The organism is Aliirhizobium cellulosilyticum, assembly GCF_014198105.1.
Classification (GTDB): Bacteria; Pseudomonadota; Alphaproteobacteria; order Rhizobiales; family Rhizobiaceae; genus Neorhizobium; species Neorhizobium cellulosilyticum.
Genome location: NZ_JACIGW010000001.1, coordinates 52,639 through 68,163 on the forward strand (window position 1 = coordinate 52,639; position 15,525 = coordinate 68,163).

The 15,525-nt window shown below is 60.6% G+C and carries 13 protein-coding genes; 9 read left to right on the forward strand and 4 right to left on the reverse strand.

Annotated elements, in window-relative coordinates:
- Positions 1–67: 67 nt before the first annotated feature.
- The 9 genes from GGE33_RS00215 (at position 68) to GGE33_RS00255 (ending at position 10,646) form a co-directional block, all read left to right on the forward strand.
- Positions 68–1,081 (forward strand): zinc-binding alcohol dehydrogenase family protein, encoded by a 1,014-nt coding sequence (locus GGE33_RS00215; protein ID WP_183820792.1) that lies wholly within the window; start codon positions 68–70, stop codon positions 1,079–1,081.
- Between the two features lie 218 nt (positions 1,082–1,299).
- Positions 1,300–2,181, forward strand: a complete 882-nt coding sequence (locus GGE33_RS00220) for a dihydrodipicolinate synthase family protein (protein WP_183820793.1) — start codon at positions 1,300–1,302, stop codon at positions 2,179–2,181.
- A gap of 35 nt (positions 2,182–2,216) precedes the next feature.
- On the forward strand, positions 2,217–2,888 hold the full coding sequence (locus tag GGE33_RS00225; protein ID WP_246712516.1) for a GntR family transcriptional regulator: 672 nt from the start codon (positions 2,217–2,219) through the stop codon (positions 2,886–2,888).
- 53 nt (positions 2,889–2,941) lie between these two features.
- Positions 2,942–4,273 (forward strand): ABC transporter substrate-binding protein, encoded by a 1,332-nt coding sequence (locus GGE33_RS00230; RefSeq protein WP_183820795.1) that lies wholly within the window; start codon positions 2,942–2,944, stop codon positions 4,271–4,273.
- Complete coding sequence (locus tag GGE33_RS00235; protein WP_183820796.1) at positions 4,273–5,211, forward strand: carbohydrate ABC transporter permease; 939 nt, start codon at positions 4,273–4,275, stop codon at positions 5,209–5,211. The genes GGE33_RS00230 and GGE33_RS00235 overlap by 1 nt, the downstream gene beginning before the upstream one ends.
- Positions 5,211–6,044, forward strand: coding sequence for a carbohydrate ABC transporter permease (locus GGE33_RS00240; RefSeq protein ID WP_183820797.1), 834 nt, complete (start codon positions 5,211–5,213; stop codon positions 6,042–6,044). Before GGE33_RS00235 ends, GGE33_RS00240 begins: the two co-directional genes overlap by 1 nt.
- Before the next feature lie 40 nt (positions 6,045–6,084).
- Complete coding sequence (locus tag GGE33_RS00245) at positions 6,085–7,146, forward strand: ABC transporter ATP-binding protein (protein ID WP_183820798.1); 1,062 nt, start codon at positions 6,085–6,087, stop codon at positions 7,144–7,146.
- 243 nt (positions 7,147–7,389) lie between these two features.
- The gene (locus GGE33_RS00250) at positions 7,390–9,024 is read left to right on the forward strand and encodes an FGGY-family carbohydrate kinase (protein WP_183820799.1); all 1,635 of its coding nucleotides are present in this window, start codon (positions 7,390–7,392) and stop codon (positions 9,022–9,024) included.
- A 17-nt stretch (positions 9,025–9,041) separates the two neighbouring features.
- Positions 9,042–10,646, forward strand: coding sequence for a fucose isomerase (locus GGE33_RS00255; RefSeq protein WP_183820800.1), 1,605 nt, complete (start codon positions 9,042–9,044; stop codon positions 10,644–10,646).
- Positions 10,647–10,713: 67 nt separating this feature from the next.
- Here the strand turns inward: GGE33_RS00255 and mmsB are convergent, their stop codons facing one another.
- The 4 genes from mmsB to GGE33_RS00275 all read right to left on the reverse strand — a co-directional run bounded on the left by mmsB (position 10,714) and on the right by GGE33_RS00275 (position 15,354).
- Complete coding sequence (gene mmsB, locus GGE33_RS00260; protein WP_183820801.1) at positions 10,714–11,601, reverse strand: 3-hydroxyisobutyrate dehydrogenase; 888 nt, start codon at positions 11,599–11,601, stop codon at positions 10,714–10,716.
- Between the two features lie 34 nt (positions 11,602–11,635).
- The gene (locus GGE33_RS00265) at positions 11,636–13,231 is read right to left on the reverse strand and encodes a GMC family oxidoreductase (protein WP_183820802.1); all 1,596 of its coding nucleotides are present in this window, start codon (positions 13,229–13,231) and stop codon (positions 11,636–11,638) included.
- A 216-nt stretch (positions 13,232–13,447) separates the two neighbouring features.
- Positions 13,448–14,452: a branched-chain amino acid ABC transporter permease gene (locus tag GGE33_RS00270; protein WP_183820803.1), complete on the reverse strand. Its 1,005-nt coding sequence runs from the start codon at positions 14,450–14,452 to the stop codon at positions 13,448–13,450.
- Between the two features lie 14 nt (positions 14,453–14,466).
- A complete protein-coding gene (locus GGE33_RS00275; RefSeq protein ID WP_148170480.1) occupies positions 14,467–15,354 on the reverse strand; it encodes a branched-chain amino acid ABC transporter permease in 888 nt (295 codons plus the stop codon).
- Between the last annotated feature and the right edge of the window lie 171 nt (positions 15,355–15,525).

Below are 15,525 nucleotides of genomic sequence, written 5' to 3' on the forward strand. Positions count from 1 at the left end.
ATGTGAATATAGCCCATTTTGATGACACATCAATCGACACTGCATGCGTCATCAAAAGGAGCAGATCATGAAAGCCATCGGTTACAGAGAAGCCGGCGCAATCGAGCGCGACGAGGCGTTAAAGGACATAGAGCTTCCTTTGCCGGTGCCGAAGGGGCGGGATATTCTCGTCGAGGTCGAAGCTATTTCCGTCAATCCCGTCGACACGAAGGTTCGCAAAGGCGTCAATCCGCAAGCCGGTCAGTGGAAAATTCTCGGCTGGGATGCCGTCGGCAAAGTGGTCGAGGCCGGAGCCGATGCGAAGAATTTCAAGATCGGCGACGAGGTGTTTTATGCCGGTTCACTGATCCGTCCCGGCGCCAACAGCCAGTTTCATCTGGTCGATGAGCGTATCGTCGGCCAGAAGCCGAAGACCCTTTCCAATGCGGAGGCTGCGGCGCTGCCGCTGACGGCGATCACCGCCTGGGAAATGCTGTTCGACCGGCTGGATATCGGCAAGCCGGTGCCGGGTGCGGCTAATGCGATCGTTATCATCGGAGGCGCAGGCGGCGTCGGCTCGATCGCCATCCAGCTTGCGCGGGCGCTGACCGATGTGACCGTGATTGCCACAGCTTCGCGGCCGGAAACACAGGAATGGGTGAAGGCGCTCGGCGCTCATCATGTGATCGACCATTCGAAGCCGATCGCAGAGCAGGTCGAAGCGCTTGGGATCGGCGCGCCCGCCTTCGTATTCTCGACGACCGAGACCCATCGCCACCTGAAGGAGATCATCGATCTGATCGCGCCGCAGGGCCGGTTCGGGTTGATCGACGATCCCGAAAGCCTCGATGTGCTCGGCTTCAAGCGCAAGGCCGTGTCCATTCACTGGGAGCTGATGTTTACCCGCTCGATCTTCGAGACTGCTGACATTGACGAACAGGGCAAGCTGCTCAACGAGGTGTCGCGACTGGTCGACGAGGGCAAGATCCGCACGACGGTGACCGAGACGCTATCGCCGATCAATGCCGCCAATCTGAAGAAGGCGCATGCGGCGATCGAAAGCGGAAAGACCAGGGGCAAGGTCGTGCTGGAAGGCTTCTAAGCCGCTGGAAGGATGGTGTGCGGTCTTCTGCCGGTACGCCATTCTCCTTTCAGCCCTTTCCGGCGCGTTTCCCCCGATTGGCGGACGGCAATCGATCCTCCCGTGCGTTTCCTTCAAGTAATCTCACCCGCGAAACCCGGTTTCGCCGTGTTGAAAATTTTCCATTGACGACTGACATGTTAGTGCGTTAGCGTTAAAAAATCAGTGGAGGATGACTAATGACACGCTTCGGACTTTCCGTCGCTTTGACTACGCCGTTTGGTGAGGACGGCGAGATACTCATCGACATGATGATCGCGCAGGCCAGGCGCAGCCTTGATGCCGGCTGCGCGAGCTGCACGCTGTTCGGCACGACCGGCGAGGGCTCGTCGATTGGTACACAGGAACGCGAGCGTGTTCTTGCGGCCTTTATCGAGGCGGGCATCGCGCCCGAGCAGATCGTTGTCGGCGTTCTGGTGGATGCTGCGGAAGACGCAGCGCTTCAATCGTCGCAGGCGCTTTCCAAGGGCGTGCGCAACATCCTGCTCGCACCGCCATCCTATTTCAAGAATGTCAGCGATGATGGGCTTTTCGGCTGGTATTCGAAGGTCTTCAAGGATCTCGGCAAGCTGGCGCGCGATATCATCGTCTACAATATTCCGTCCGTCACCATGGTGCCGCTCAGTGTTTCGCTTGTCGGCCGGCTGAAACAGGCCTTTCCGGGCATCGTGACTGGAGTAAAGGACTCGTCTGGCGACTGGCCTTATACGCAGGAGCTTCTGAAGGCACATTCGGACCTGATCATCTTGATCGGTGACGAGCGTCATCTGGCCGAAGGTGTGCGTATGGGCGGGCAGGGGGCGATCTCCGGCATGGCAAATTTTGCTCCGCACGAGATCGGTGCGATGGCCAATGAAGGTCGTGACGATGTCCGCGTGGTGGGTTTCGTCGCCGAGCTTCTGAAATACCCGGTCACGCCAGCTGTGAAAGCCATGGTGGCACGTCAGCTTGGTGACGAAAACTGGCTTGCGGTTCGCGCTCCGCTGCTTTCTATATCGAAAGACGGACAGAAGCAGCTCGGCCTTGTCTTCGACGGCCTGTTCCGGACAAAAGCGGCCTGAGGCCATAACAGGCTAAGCCTAAGAACAGGACGATGATGGACCAGCGCCAAGACCAGCAGACGGAAGAACCGACGCTCAGGGAAAAGGCTTATGAGAGCTTCACCCGGCACCTTCTGGCGCGCGACGTGCGCCCGGGGCAGTTCGTTTCCCAACGTCATCTGGTCGAGCTGACCGGTCTCACACTCGGCGCCATCCGCGAACTTATTCCGCGGCTGGAGGCCGAGGGGTTGATAAAGACCGTGCCGCAGCGCGGTCTGCAGATCGCCCATATCGACCTGAACCTGATCCGCGAGGCCTTTCAGCTGCGTCTCTTCCTTGAGAAGGAAGCGGTTGCGCTGTTCGTTCAGACGGCTTCCGACGAAGTGGTAGAAAAGCTGATCCGGCAGCACCGGGAAATCTCGGATGCCATCGCTTCGGGCAATGAAACGCCCGAACTCGATGCTCATGCGCAGGCTGTCGACTGGGGCATGCATGATGCCTTCGTCGCAGCACTCGACAATGCCATCATTTGGAACGTCTATCGGGTCAACTCGATCAAGATGCGCCTGATCAATCAGGAACGTTTCCGTATCAACGGCCGTGTCGCGCCTGTCATGGGCGAACACATGGCCGTGCTCGAAGCAATCAAGTGTCGTTCTGCCGACGGCGCCGTCGAGGCGCTCGTCAAGCATATCGGCCATGCAAGGGATCGTGCCTTGAGACTTTAAGTACACGCGAAGCCGGGGTGAGGAGACCCCGGCGAAACCTGGAGGAGGAATCTATGACATCTTCGTTCTTTACACCGACACGCCGGAGTTTTCTGGCGGGATCGGCAGCGCTTGGTGCCGCCGGTCTGATCGGATCGCGGCCGGCATCCGCCGCCGTCGACTGGAAGCGCTTTGCCGGCACTACGCTGGAAGTGAACCTGGTCAAGAGCCCGCGCGGCGAAACCATCCTGAAATATATCAGCGAGTTCGAGGCTCTGACCGGTATCAAGGTCAATGCCGAGGCAACGCCGGAACAGCAGCAGCGCCAGAAGACGACGATCGAACTGTCTTCCGGTCGCCCGAGCTTCGACGTCGTGCACCTGAGCTATCACGTGCAGAAGCGGCAGTTCGAAAAGGGTGGCTGGCTGGCCGATCTTTCCGGCTACTTCAAGGATCCGTCGCTCACCGATCCGTCGCTGGTCGAAGGCGATTTCGCCGAGGCTGCGCTGAAATTCGCCAAGGATCCCGATGGCAAGCTGCGCACGCTGCCCTTCTCGGTGGATTACTGGATCGTCTACTGGAACAACGAACTCTTCGAAAAGAAGGGTCTGAAATATCCGACGACTTTCGATGAAATGGTGACCGCTGCCGAAGCGCTGACCGACAAGTCGGCCGGCACCTACGGTTTCGTTGCTCGCGGGCTGAAGAATGCCAATACGCCGGTATGGACCTCGTTCATGCTTGGTTACGGCGCGACCCCGCTTGATGCCAGCGGCAAGCTCAATACGACATCGGAAGGTGCTGTCGAGGCGGCCAAGCTCTATCAGCGGCTGATGTCGAAGTCGGCGCCGGTCGGTGTATCGGGCTTCAACTGGGCGGAAGCTCAGTCTGCCTTCCTGCAGGGCAAGATCGGCATGTGGTTCGACGGCGTCGGTTTCGCACCCCCGATCGAAGATCCGCAGAAGTCGCGTGTCGTCGGCAAGGTCGGCTACGGCGTCATGCCGGCAGGCCCGAAGGCGCAGGCTGCAGCGACGACCGGTGACGGGATCGGTGTCACCGCCGCCAGCAAGAACAAGGAAGCCGCCTATCTGTTCTGCCAGTGGGTCATTTCCCATGACATGGGTGCCCGTCTGCTGCAGGCCGGTGCCGGCGTGCCGTTCCGTCAGTCGATCCTCGAGGACGCCAAGGTGCGTGAAGGCGTCAAGATGCCGCCGGCATGGGTGGATGCGGTCGTTGCCTCCGGCAAGATCTCGCAGCTCGCACTCCCGGTCATCATCCCGGTCACGGAATTCCGTGACATCTATGGGGTGGGCCTCACCAACATGATCGGCGGTGCCGATCCCGCGAAGGAACTGGAATCGGCAACCGCTCAGTTCGAGCCGGTGCTTGCCCGAAGCGAGGGATAATGGCTTCCGTGACCATAGAACCCACCGCGGCCAGGGATCTGGCCGTAAAGGGGGGCAAGCCGCAAAGGCTTGCTCCCAACTACTGGCCTTTCGTGGTGCCCGCCCTGGTGGTTATCGGCGCGGTCATCGTCTTTCCTTGGGTGTTTACCCTCTGGATGAGCGTCAATTCGTGGACGCTCGGACAGGAACAGACGTTTGCCGGTCTCGACAACTATATCCGGCTTGCCGGCGACATGCGGTTCTGGGAATCCATGTGGCATACGCTGGTCTATACGGCGCTGTCGGTTATCGCACCGCTGATACTCGGAACGCTGGCAGCCCTGATCTTCGACGGTGAATTCCCGTTGCGCGGCTTTCTGCGCGGGGTCTTCGTCATGCCGATGATGGCGACGCCGGTGGCGATCGCGCTCGTCTGGACGATGATGTTCCACCCGCAGCTCGGCGTGCTCAACTATCTTCTGTCGCTGGTCGGCATCGGCGCGCAGGAATGGATCTACAACCAGTCGACCGTCATTCCGGCGCTGGTTCTGGTCGAGACCTGGCAATGGACGCCGCTGATCATGCTGATCGTTCTCGGCGGTCTGGCTGCGGTTCCGCGCGAACCCTATGAGAGCGCGGAAATCGACGGCGCGAATGCCTGGCAGAAGTTCCGCTACCTGACGCTGCCGATGATCGCGCCCTTCCTGATGATCGGTGTCATTATCCGTAGTATCGATGCGGTCAAAAGCTTCGACATCATCTATGCGATGACGCAGGGCGGGCCGGGTACGGCATCGGAGACGATCAACATCTATCTCTACAACACCGCCTTCTCCTATTACGACATCGGTTACGGCTCGGCCATGGCGGTTGTCTTCTTCTTCGTCATCATCGCGCTGTCCTTCGTCCTGATGATGGTTCGCGCACGCACCAACTGGTCGGACATGGAGGATCGCTGATGATACCCAAACTCACCCATCGAGCCTGGAACCGTCTCGGCCTGTTCTTCGTCGCCCTGGTGATGATTTCGCCGGTCATCCTGTTCTTCGTCTGGATGATCTCGCTGTCGCTCAAATACGAGATCGACAACGGCGCCTATCCGCCGATCCTGATCCCGGAAAACATCGCCTGGTCCAACTATGCGAAAGTGTTCGAGGAGAACAATTTCCTCCTCTATTTCTGGAACTCGATCCTCGTGACCGGCGCCGCCACCATTCTCGCCCTCGTGATCGGCGTTCCCGCCGGATACGGAATAGCGCGGCTGAAGGCCGAAAAGGCGGCGATGGTGATCATGATCGCGCGCATGACGCCCGGCCTGTCATTCCTGATCCCGCTCTTCCTGCTGTTCCAATGGATGAACCTGCTCGGAACCCTGTGGCCGCAGATCATCATCCATCTGGTCGTCACCGTGCCGATCGTCGTGTGGATCATGATCGGGTATTTCGAGACGACACCGAAGGAGCTCGAGGAGGCTGCAAGCATCGATGGCGCGACATCCTGGCAGGTCTTTCGCCTGGTGGCGCTGCCGATCGCCAAGCCCGGCATCGTCGTCGCCTTCATTCTGGCGGTGATCTTCTCCTGGAACAACTTTGTCTTCGGCATCGTGCTCGCCAGCCGCGAAACACGAACCCTGCCGGTGGCCGTCTACAACATGCTCTCCTTCGAGCAGGTCAGCTGGGGGCCGCTGGCCGCTGCCGCCCTGATCGTCACCCTGCCGGTTCTGGTGCTGACCATGTTTGCCCAGAAGCAGATCGTCGCGGGCCTGACCGCAGGTGCGGTCAAGGGCGGCTGAGAGCAACAGATAACGACCCGAAAATCGGGAGGATTTTCAAATGGCAACAGTCAATATCCAGAACATTCAGAAACGCTACGGAGCCGTCGAAATCATTCGCGACCTGAGCGTCGATATTGCCGACGGCGAGTTCGTCGTGCTGGTCGGTCCGTCCGGCTGCGGCAAGTCCACGCTGCTGCGCATGGTGGCGGGTCTCGAGGACGTTACCGGCGGCGCGATCCGTATCGGGCCGCGGGAGGTTTCTCATCTTCCGGCGCGCGACCGCGACATCGCCATGGTGTTTCAGAACTACGCACTTTATCCGCATATGACCGTGGCGGAAAACATGGCCTTCGCGCTGAAGCTCAAGAAGGCTGATGTCAAAGAGACGCGCAAGAAGGTGGAGAATGCCGCCGGCATTCTCGGGCTCGACAAGCTGCTTGACCGGTATCCGCGCCAGCTTTCCGGCGGCCAGCGCCAGCGTGTCGCGATGGGCCGTGCGCTGGTCCGCGATCCGCAGGTGTTTCTGTTCGACGAGCCGCTTTCCAACCTCGATGCCAAACTCCGCGTGCAGATGCGTGCCGAGATCAAGGCGCTGCATCAGCGGATAGGCACGACGATCATCTATGTCACCCACGACCAGATCGAAGCCATGACCATGGCCGACAAGATCGTCGTGCTGCAGGAAGGCAATATCGAGCAGGTCGGTGCGCCGCTCGATCTCTACGATCGCCCCGCCAACCTGTTCGTCGCCGGGTTCATCGGTTCTCCTGCGATGAACTTCATCGATGGAAAGATCGAGGAAGGCGTGTTCCGCAGCGAAAAAGGCCTTGTCCTGCCGCTGCCTGCCGGCGCTGATCCGGCAAAGCTCGGCGGCAAGTCGTTGGTTTACGGCATTCGCCCGGAACATATCCGTGCGGACAATGCCGGCGGTGTGCAGGGACGTGTCGAGATCGTTGAAGGGACGGGTTCGGAAATTTTTGCCCGCGTTGTCAGCCATGGCGAGCAGATTTCCTGCCTGTTCCGTGAGCGCCTGAGCATCCATTTCGGCGACGAGATCGGATTGGCTGTCGATCCGAGCAAGGCGCATCTGTTCGACAAAGCGAGCGGCCAGCGACTTTGAACCTTCAGGGGCAAGACCCCTCACAAACTGCCCGGGGCAGAGCCGCTTGTCTCTGCCCGTCCTAACGGACCCCCACAAGGGGGAGGGCTTAACCTAGCCGAGCCGTCGAGGCGAATTGGGCTTGGACCTTGCCGCGGGTATTCTCCCCTCTTGTGGGGGAGATGGCCGGCAGGCCAGAGGGGGACTTTTCCCAAGTTCAAAGCCAGTTGTCGTCCGGCTCCATATTGCAGCGGATAAACTGACATGACCCATTTCATCGGAATTGACGTCGGCACAGGAAGCGCCCGCGCCGGGATTTTCGACCAGCGCGGCACGCTGCTTGCGGCGCATTCGCAGGCGATCGCCACCGAAAAGCCGAAGCCGGATTTCGTCAATCAATCCTCGCGCGACATCTGGGCGGCGATCTCAGCTTGCGTGAAGGCGGCGATGTCGGATGCCGGGTTTGTGGCTTCCGACATCGCGGGTATCGGGTTCGACGCCACCTGCTCGTTGGTCGTGGTCGATGAGATGGGCGGGCCGGTGACCGTCAGCCCCGGTGGTGATGACGACTGGAACATCATCGTCTGGATGGACCACCGCGCCATTGGCGATGCGGACCAGATCAACGCACTGAAAAGCCCGGTTCTCGATTATGTCGGCGGCGTCATCTCGCCGGAGATGGAGACGCCGAAACTGCGCTGGCTGAAACGCGAGATGCCGCAGAGTTTCGCCCGCGCGCATGCGTTTTTCGATCTGCCCGACTGGCTGGTCCACAAGGCAACGGGTGAAGATATCCGTTCGCTTTGCAGCACCGTGTGCAAATGGACCTATCTTGGCCAGAACGGTACGAAGGGCGAGGGCTGGGACAAGGCCTATTTCGAAAGCGCCGGGATTGCCGAACTTGGCGCGGATAATTTTCGCGCCATCGGTAACCGGTTTGCGGCACCCGGAGACAGGGTCGGTTCGCTTTCCGATGCCGCGGCCGCAGACCTCGGACTTGCGCCTGGAACGGCCGTTGCCGCGAGCCTGATCGATGCCTATTCCGGTGCGCTCGGCACGATGGGGGTGGATCTTGGCGACGGCGCGCTCGATGAACGGCTGGCGCTGATCGCCGGCACATCGTCCTGCCATATCACAGTTAGCGAAAAACCGGCCTTCGTGCCGGGCGTCTGGGGACCTTATTTCTCCGTCCTGCTGCCGGGTCTCTGGGCAAACGAGGCGGGACAATCGGCGGCCGGTGCGCTGATCGACCGGGTGATCGAAGGCCATGCCGCCATCCAACAAGCGCGTGAGATAGCGAAGGCGGAAGGCATTTCCGTGTTTGCCCTGTTCGATCGTCGGCTCGAGGTGATGGCCGATGATGGCGAGACGGCCACGCTGACCAAATCTCGGCATGTGCAGCCGGATTTTCACGGCAACCGTTCGCCACTTGCCGATCCGCTGCGCAAGGGCGGGATTACCGGCCTGTCGCTCGACCGCGGGCTTGACGATCTGGCGCTTGATTATCTCGCGACGCTGCAAGCCTTGGCTTACGGCACCCGACATATCATCGCGGAAATGCGGGCCAATGGCGTCACCGTCGATACGCTGGTCGTCAGCGGCGGTCTGGCTCAGAACAGGCTGTTTTTGCGCGAGCATGCGGATGCGACGGGCTGTGCGATCGTGGTGCCGGACCAGCGCGAGCCGGTTCTGGTCGGCAGCGCCATGCTGGGTGCTGTGGCGAGCGGCCATTATGCCGACCTGCCTGCCGCCATGCGTGCCATGAGCGGCCCCGGCAGCCGCATTTCTCCGCGCGGGGGCGAGATCGCCACCTATCACGACCGCAAATACCGCGTCTTCCGCCGCATGCAGGAGGACTTTGTTGCCTATGCCGCGCTGATGGCCGGCACTGATCATTGATTTGAGGGATGAGGAACATGACCAAGGAAATTGCACTTTTCGCCAGCGGCGACCTTCGCCTGTCCGCCAACCAGCAATGCTGGGCGACCCAGGATGCGATGGAAAAGAAACTCGGAGACGTGCTCGCCAGCCTCGGCTACACGGTGAAGCGCGCTCACGCCTACAAGCCGGAAGAAGGCCACGGTTTTCTCGCCTCGCAACGCGAAGGCATGGATGCGTTTGCAAAGATCGATCCCAATGTGCCGGTGATCGTCGCAGAGTCCGTCTGGCAATATTCGCATCATGTGCTTGCCGGTCTCACCAGCCACAAGGGACCGATCCTGACCGTCGCCAACTGGTCCGGCCAGTGGCCGGGTCTGGTCGGCTTGCTCAATCTCAACGGCTCGCTGACCAAGGCGGGCGTTGCCTATTCCTCGCTGTGGAGCGAGACATTCGACGACGACTTCTTCCGCAGCGGTCTTGCCCAGTGGCTGTCGGAAGGCACGGTCGACCACGACACGAGCCATGTGACGCCGTTCAAGGCCGGCAATGTGCCACGGGATCTCAAGAACCTCGCGAAGGAAATTGCGCAGGATTTCCGCACCAACAAGGTCATCCTCGGGATTTTCGACGAGGGCTGCATGGGCATGTACAATGCCATCGTGCCGGATGAACTGCTGATGCCGCTCGGTATCTTCAAGGAGCGCCTGTCGCAGTCGGCGCTTTATTTCGCCACCAATCAGGTGCCGGTGGAGGAAGGCCGTGCGGTCTATCAGGACCTGCTCGCCAAGGGCATGACGTTCCATCTGGGAACCGATCCGACGCAGGACCTGACCGAGGATCAGGTGATCGACCAGTGCCGCATGTATATCGCGGCCGTTCGCATCGCCGAGGATTTCGGCTGCGAGGCGATCGGCATCCAGTATCAGCAGGGCCTCAAGGATCTGCTGCCGGCATCCGATCTTGTCGAGGGTATCCTCAATGATGACGGGCGACCGGATGTCAAGGACCGGGACGGCAAGGTTATCCGGCAGGGCAAGGCGATCGTACATTTCAACGAGGTGGATGAATGCGCCGGTCTCGACGGGCTGATGACCAACCGGCTGCATCGGGCGCTCGGCCAGCCGGTGGAAAACACCCTGCATGACCTGCGCTGGGGCGGCGTCGATCCGACCGGTACGGTCGATGGTTTCGTCTGGGTGTTCGAGATTTCCGGCGCGGCCCCGCCTGCCCATCACGAGGGCGGCTGGGCCGGCTCGGACAGTATGCGCCAGCCGCCGATGTTCTTCCCCGCAGGCGGAGGGACCTTGCGTGGCATTGCAAAACCCGGCGAAATCGTCTGGTCGCGCATCTTCGTCGAGGATAACCGGCTGAAGATGGATATCGGCCGCGGTCAGGCCGTATCCTTGCCGAAGGAAGAAACCGAGCGCCGGTGGAAATCCACCAACGAACAATGGCCGATGATGCATGCGGTGCTGACGGGTGTTTCTCGCGACCAGATGATGGCCCGTCACAAGGCAAACCACATCCAGGTGGCCTACGCGAACTCGGCGGCCGAGGCGGATCGCGCAGCGCTCGCCAAGGCGGCACTGGCGGCCGAACTCGGGATTGAGGTCAACTTCTGCGGCGTCGATCTCGGCTAAGGCGATTTGCTGTCGATCGAAATTTTGGGGGAGGGCGATGCGGTCGCCCTCTCTTTTTGGTTCGACGTCATGTGTCCTGCGTCTGACGCAACATGCGGATGATGGCCGAGAAGTCCTCTGCGCCGTGGCCCGCACGTTCGAATGCCGCATAGACTTCAGCCGCATGGGCACCAAGCGGCGTTCTGGCGCCGCTGTGACTTGCTGCCTCCTGCGACAAAAGCAGGTCCTTCAGCATCAGGGCTGCAGCAAATCCCGGTTTGTAATCGTTGTTTGCCGGTGAGGTCGGCACCGGGCCGGGGACGGGGCAATAGGTCGTCAGCGACCAGCATTGGCCGGACGAGGTCGAGGCCACGTCGAACAAGGCCTGATGCGACAGGCCGAGCTTTTCGGCCAGAACGAAGGCTTCTGCGACGCCGATCATCGAAATGCCGAGGATCATGTTGTTGCAGATCTTTGCCGCCTGACCCGCACCATTGCCGCCGCAATGGACGATCTTTTTGCCCATGGCTTCGAGGATCGGTCTGCCCGCGGCAAAGGCCTCATTCGAACCTCCGACCATGAAGGTGAGCGTGCCGGCCGCAGCACCCGTCGTGCCACCGGAGACCGGAGCGTCCAGCGAGGGGCAGTTCATGGCGCCGGCAAGGCGATGGGCCTGACGGGCGCTATCCACATCCACCGTCGAGCAGTCGATAAGAAGCGTGCCTTCCACAACCAGCGTTGCAAGATTGGTCCAGACGGAGACGACATGCTGGCCCTTGGGCAGCATGGTGATGACGCATTCGGCGTCCCGTACCGCCTCAGTGAGCGATGCGGCCGGATCGACGCCCGCCTCAGTGGCGGCTTTCACCGAGGCTTCGAAGAGATCGAAGCCAGAGACCGCATGTCCTGATTTCACCAGATTTGCGGCCATGGGGCCGCCCATGTTTCCGAGGCCGATGAATGCGATCCGGGTCATGTCTTCTCTCCCTTTCGTCTTGCGCCGATTGTCGTCAGCGATTGTCCGCGAGGATCATTTCTGCCGCCTTTTCGGCAATCATGATCGTCGGCGAATTGGTGTTGCCGGATGTTATCGTCGGCATGATCGATGCATCGGCGATGCGCAGTTTTCCGAGTGCCCGAAGCTTTAGCCGCGGATCGACGACGCTGTCGGGATCAGCGCCCATGCGGGCCGTGCCGACCGGGTGGAAGATCGTCGTGCCGATCTCGCCGGCAGCGCGTTCCAGATCGGCGTCCGTGTCGTAGCTCGGGCCGGGCTTGTATTCCTTAGGATTGTAGCGCGCAAAGGCAGGCTTTTTGACGATTTCACGGGTCAAGCGGATAGAGCGAACGGCCACGTCGCGGTCGGCGGCGGTCGAGAGATAGTTCGGCCGGATCGCAGGCGCGGCAGCGAAATCCGGGCCTTTCAGATGGACCGAGCCGCGGCTTTCGGGCCTGAGATTACAGACGCTTGCCGTCATCGCCGGGAAGGCGTGGACGGGTTCTCCGAACCGGTCGAGCGAGACCGGCTGGACGTGATATTCGAGATCGGCGGTTTCCTTGTCCGGCCCGGACTTGGTGAAGATGCCGAGCTGGCTCGGGGCCATTGACATCGGGCCGGAGCGTTTAAGCGCATATTCCAGCCCGATTGCCGCCTTTCCGAGCAGCCGGGATGCCTTTTCGTTCAGCGTCGGGACACCGGTGACCTTGTAGACGAGGCGAAGCTGAAGGTGGTCCTGCAGGTTTTCTCCGACGCCTTTGACCTCTTTCACCGTCTCGATGCCGGCCTCGGAGAGTATGTCGCCGCGGCCAATGCCGGAGAGCTCCAGCACATGCGGCGTGCCGATCGCACCGGCGGAGAGGATGGTCTCGCGACGGGCATGTGCGGTCTTTGTGATGCCGTCATGCTGGAATTCAACGCCCTTCACTTCGCCGGTCTCGACGATCAGTTTTCGCACATGCGCCTTGGTCAGGACGTTGAGGTTCGGGCGTTTCATCGCCGGGCGCAAAAAGGCTTTCGATGTGTTCCAGCGGATGCCTGAGCGCTGGTTGACGTCGAAATAGCTGGAGCCTTCGTTATCGCCGCGGTTGAAATCGTCGATGGCGGGGATGCCAGCTTCTTCGGCCGCTTTCTGGAAGGCGTCGAGCACGGCCCAGCGGACACGTGCCTTTTCCACCCGCCATTCGCCGCCTGCGCCGTGCATCTGATCGGCGCCCTTGTAGAAATCCTGGCTCTTCTTGAAGAGCGGCAGAACATCATCCCAGCCCCAGCCTGTGCAGCCCATCTGCCGCCAGAGATCATAGTCGCGCGCCTGGCCGCGCATATAGATCATGCCGTTGATCGACGAGCATCCGCCGAGCAGTTTGCCGCGCGGGTAGCTGAGAGAACGGCCGTTCAGGCCATCTTCCTTCTCCGTGGTGAAACACCAGTCGGTGCGCGGGTTGTTGATGCAGTAGAGATAACCGACCGGGATATGGACCCAGTGGTAATTGTCATTGCCACCGGCTTCCAGCAGCAGGACGCGGTTTCTCGGATCGGCTGATAAGCGGTTGGCGAGCACGCAGCCGGCGCTGCCTGCACCGATGATGATGTAATCGTAGGTGTCCATTGCTCTACTGTTCCGACTTGGGGCCACTCCGCAGCGCCCAATTCTCCCTCATTCCTGTGCTTGTCACAGGAAACCAGTGCGCCCAAGTCCTTGGGCGCGTGAGACTATTGCCCTTCGTCATGTGAGCCCTTTCACGTCGCGGACGCGCCGTGGCTGGATTCCTGTGACAAGCACAGGAATGAGGGAATACGAAACGTCCGTCATTTCGAGGCTCACTCACCGCCTGTGCTCGAAGCCAAGCTTCCGACCCAGCCTTGAGGCATAGAACTCCCCTATGATGCCGCGGCGGAAGACCAGGACGCAGACCATGAAGACGACGCCGGTGATGATGGTGACCGGGAATTGCGAGGTGGCGAGATAGTTCTGCAATGCCACGACCAACCCTGCGCCGAAGATCGGGCCGATCAGCGTGCCGATGCCGCCCAGCAGCGTCATGAGGATGACTTCGCCGGACATCTGCCAGCCGACATCGGTGAGGGTTGCAAACTGGAAGACAAGCGCCTTGGTGCCGCCGGCAAGCCCCGCGAGTGCTGCCGACATGACGAAGGCGCCGAGCTTGTAGCGGGCCACAGAATAACCGAGCGAAATGGCGCGCTGTTCGTTCTCGCGGATCGATTTGAGGATCATGCCGAAGGGCGAGTTGATGAAGCGCCAGATGACGATCATGCCGATCAGGAATACGGCAAGCACGAAGTAATACATGCTGGTCGTGTTGTTGAGATCGATAAATCCGAAGAGATGGCCGCGCGGCACGGACTGGATGCCGTCTTCTCCATGGGTGAAGGATGCCTGCAGGCAGAAAAAGAAGAACATCTGCGACAGTGCCAGCGTGATCATGGCGAAATAGATTCCCTGCCGGCGGATGGCGAAGAAGCCCATGACCAGGCCGAGCATTGCTGCCCCCACAACGCCGATGAGGATGCCGATTTCCGGTGTGACGCCCCATTCCTTCACCACATGGGCGGTGAAATAGGCCGCGCCGCCGAAGAAGGTCGCATGGCCGAAGGACAAGAGGCCGGTATAGCCGAGCAGGAGATTGAAGGCGCAGGCGAAAAGCGCGAAGCATAGGAGCTTCATCAGGAAGATCGGGTAGAAGAACAGTGGGGCCACGATCAACAGGACGAGGCCGATGCCGAGAAAGGCCGCATAGGCTTTCGAGGCGCTTGCCGAACGCTCGGTGCGGGCGGTGGTCGTTGTGGTCGAATGGGCGACATGGCTCATGACTTTGCCTCGCTTCAAGCATCCCGGCCGAAAAGGCCGGCAGGGCGGATGAGAAGCACGATCGCCATGATTACGAAGATGACGATATTCGAAGCTTCCGGATAAAAGACCTTGGTCAGGCCCTCGGCGATGCCGAGCATGTAGCCGGTGACGATAGCGCCCATGATCGAGCCCATGCCGCCGACCACCACCACGGCAAAAACGACGATGATGATGTTCGATCCCATCAGCGGCGAGACCTGGTAGACCGGGGCGGCCAGTACGCCGGCAAAGGCGGCAAGGCCTGCTCCGAGCGCATAAGTCAGCGTCAAGAGCATCGGCACGTTGACGCCGAACGCCTGCACCAGCGTCGGGTTTTCGGTGGCGGCACGTAGGTAAGCGCCGAGCTTGGTCTTCTCGATCAGCAGCCATGTGCCGATACAGGCGATAAGCGATACGACGACCACCCAGCCGCGATAGTTCGGCAGGAACATGAAGCCGAGATTGGTGGCGCCGGTGAGTGCCGGCGGCGGTGCGTAGGGCTGGCCGGAGGAACCGTAGAGATAACGGAACGTGCCTTCGATCGTCAGTGCCAAGCCGAAGGTGAAGAGCAGGCCATAGAGATGATCGAGCTTGTAGAGCCGCGACAGCAGCAGGCGCTCTATGACCGCACCGAAGAGGCCGACGACGATCGGCGCCAGAAGAAGCGCGAACCAGTAGTTGATGCCGAAATACTGCAGCATCAGCATCGCGACAAAGGCGCCGAGCATATATTGCGCGCCGTGGGCGAAGTTGATGACGCGCAGCAGGCCGAAAATGACGGCGAGGCCGAGGCTCAGGAGCGCGTAGAATGAGCCGTTGATCAGGCCAATGAGGAGCTGGCCCATGAAGGCTTGGAGGGGGATGCCGAAGATCATGGTCATGGGGTGAGCCCTCTTTCTATGCTGATGGGCAGAACACTTCCTCTGAACTGCTCGTTGCATATGAAGAAAGACCCCTCCCAACCCTCCCCACAAGGGGGAGGGCTTAACCCGCCCGCATCCTCGAGGCCTATTTGAGGCTTGCGGTTGCCGCGGGTATTCTCCCCCCTTGTG

Excerpts from the sequence above, each read along its gene's own strand:
- GGE33_RS00220 (WP_183820793.1), top strand. The coding sequence starts at position 1,300 with ATGACACGCTTCGGACTTTCCGTCGCTTTGACTACGCCGTTTGGTGAG.
- GGE33_RS00235 (WP_183820796.1), top strand. The coding sequence starts at position 4,273 with ATGGCTTCCGTGACCATAGAACCCACCGCGGCCAGGGATCTGGCCGTA.
- GGE33_RS00230 (WP_183820795.1), top strand. The coding sequence starts at position 2,942 with ATGACATCTTCGTTCTTTACACCGACACGCCGGAGTTTTCTGGCGGGA.
- GGE33_RS00275 (WP_148170480.1), bottom strand. The coding sequence starts at position 15,354 with ATGACCATGATCTTCGGCATCCCCCTCCAAGCCTTCATGGGCCAGCTC.
- GGE33_RS00250 (WP_183820799.1), top strand. The coding sequence starts at position 7,390 with ATGACCCATTTCATCGGAATTGACGTCGGCACAGGAAGCGCCCGCGCC.
- GGE33_RS00215 (WP_183820792.1), top strand. The coding sequence starts at position 68 with ATGAAAGCCATCGGTTACAGAGAAGCCGGCGCAATCGAGCGCGACGAG.
- GGE33_RS00265 (WP_183820802.1), bottom strand. The coding sequence starts at position 13,231 with ATGGACACCTACGATTACATCATCATCGGTGCAGGCAGCGCCGGCTGC.
- GGE33_RS00245 (WP_183820798.1), top strand. The coding sequence starts at position 6,085 with ATGGCAACAGTCAATATCCAGAACATTCAGAAACGCTACGGAGCCGTC.
- GGE33_RS00255 (WP_183820800.1), top strand. The coding sequence starts at position 9,042 with ATGACCAAGGAAATTGCACTTTTCGCCAGCGGCGACCTTCGCCTGTCC.
- GGE33_RS00270 (WP_183820803.1), bottom strand. The coding sequence starts at position 14,452 with ATGAGCCATGTCGCCCATTCGACCACAACGACCACCGCCCGCACCGAG.
- GGE33_RS00225 (WP_246712516.1), top strand. The coding sequence starts at position 2,217 with ATGGACCAGCGCCAAGACCAGCAGACGGAAGAACCGACGCTCAGGGAA.
- GGE33_RS00240 (WP_183820797.1), top strand. The coding sequence starts at position 5,211 with ATGATACCCAAACTCACCCATCGAGCCTGGAACCGTCTCGGCCTGTTC.
- mmsB (WP_183820801.1), bottom strand. The coding sequence starts at position 11,601 with ATGACCCGGATCGCATTCATCGGCCTCGGAAACATGGGCGGCCCCATG.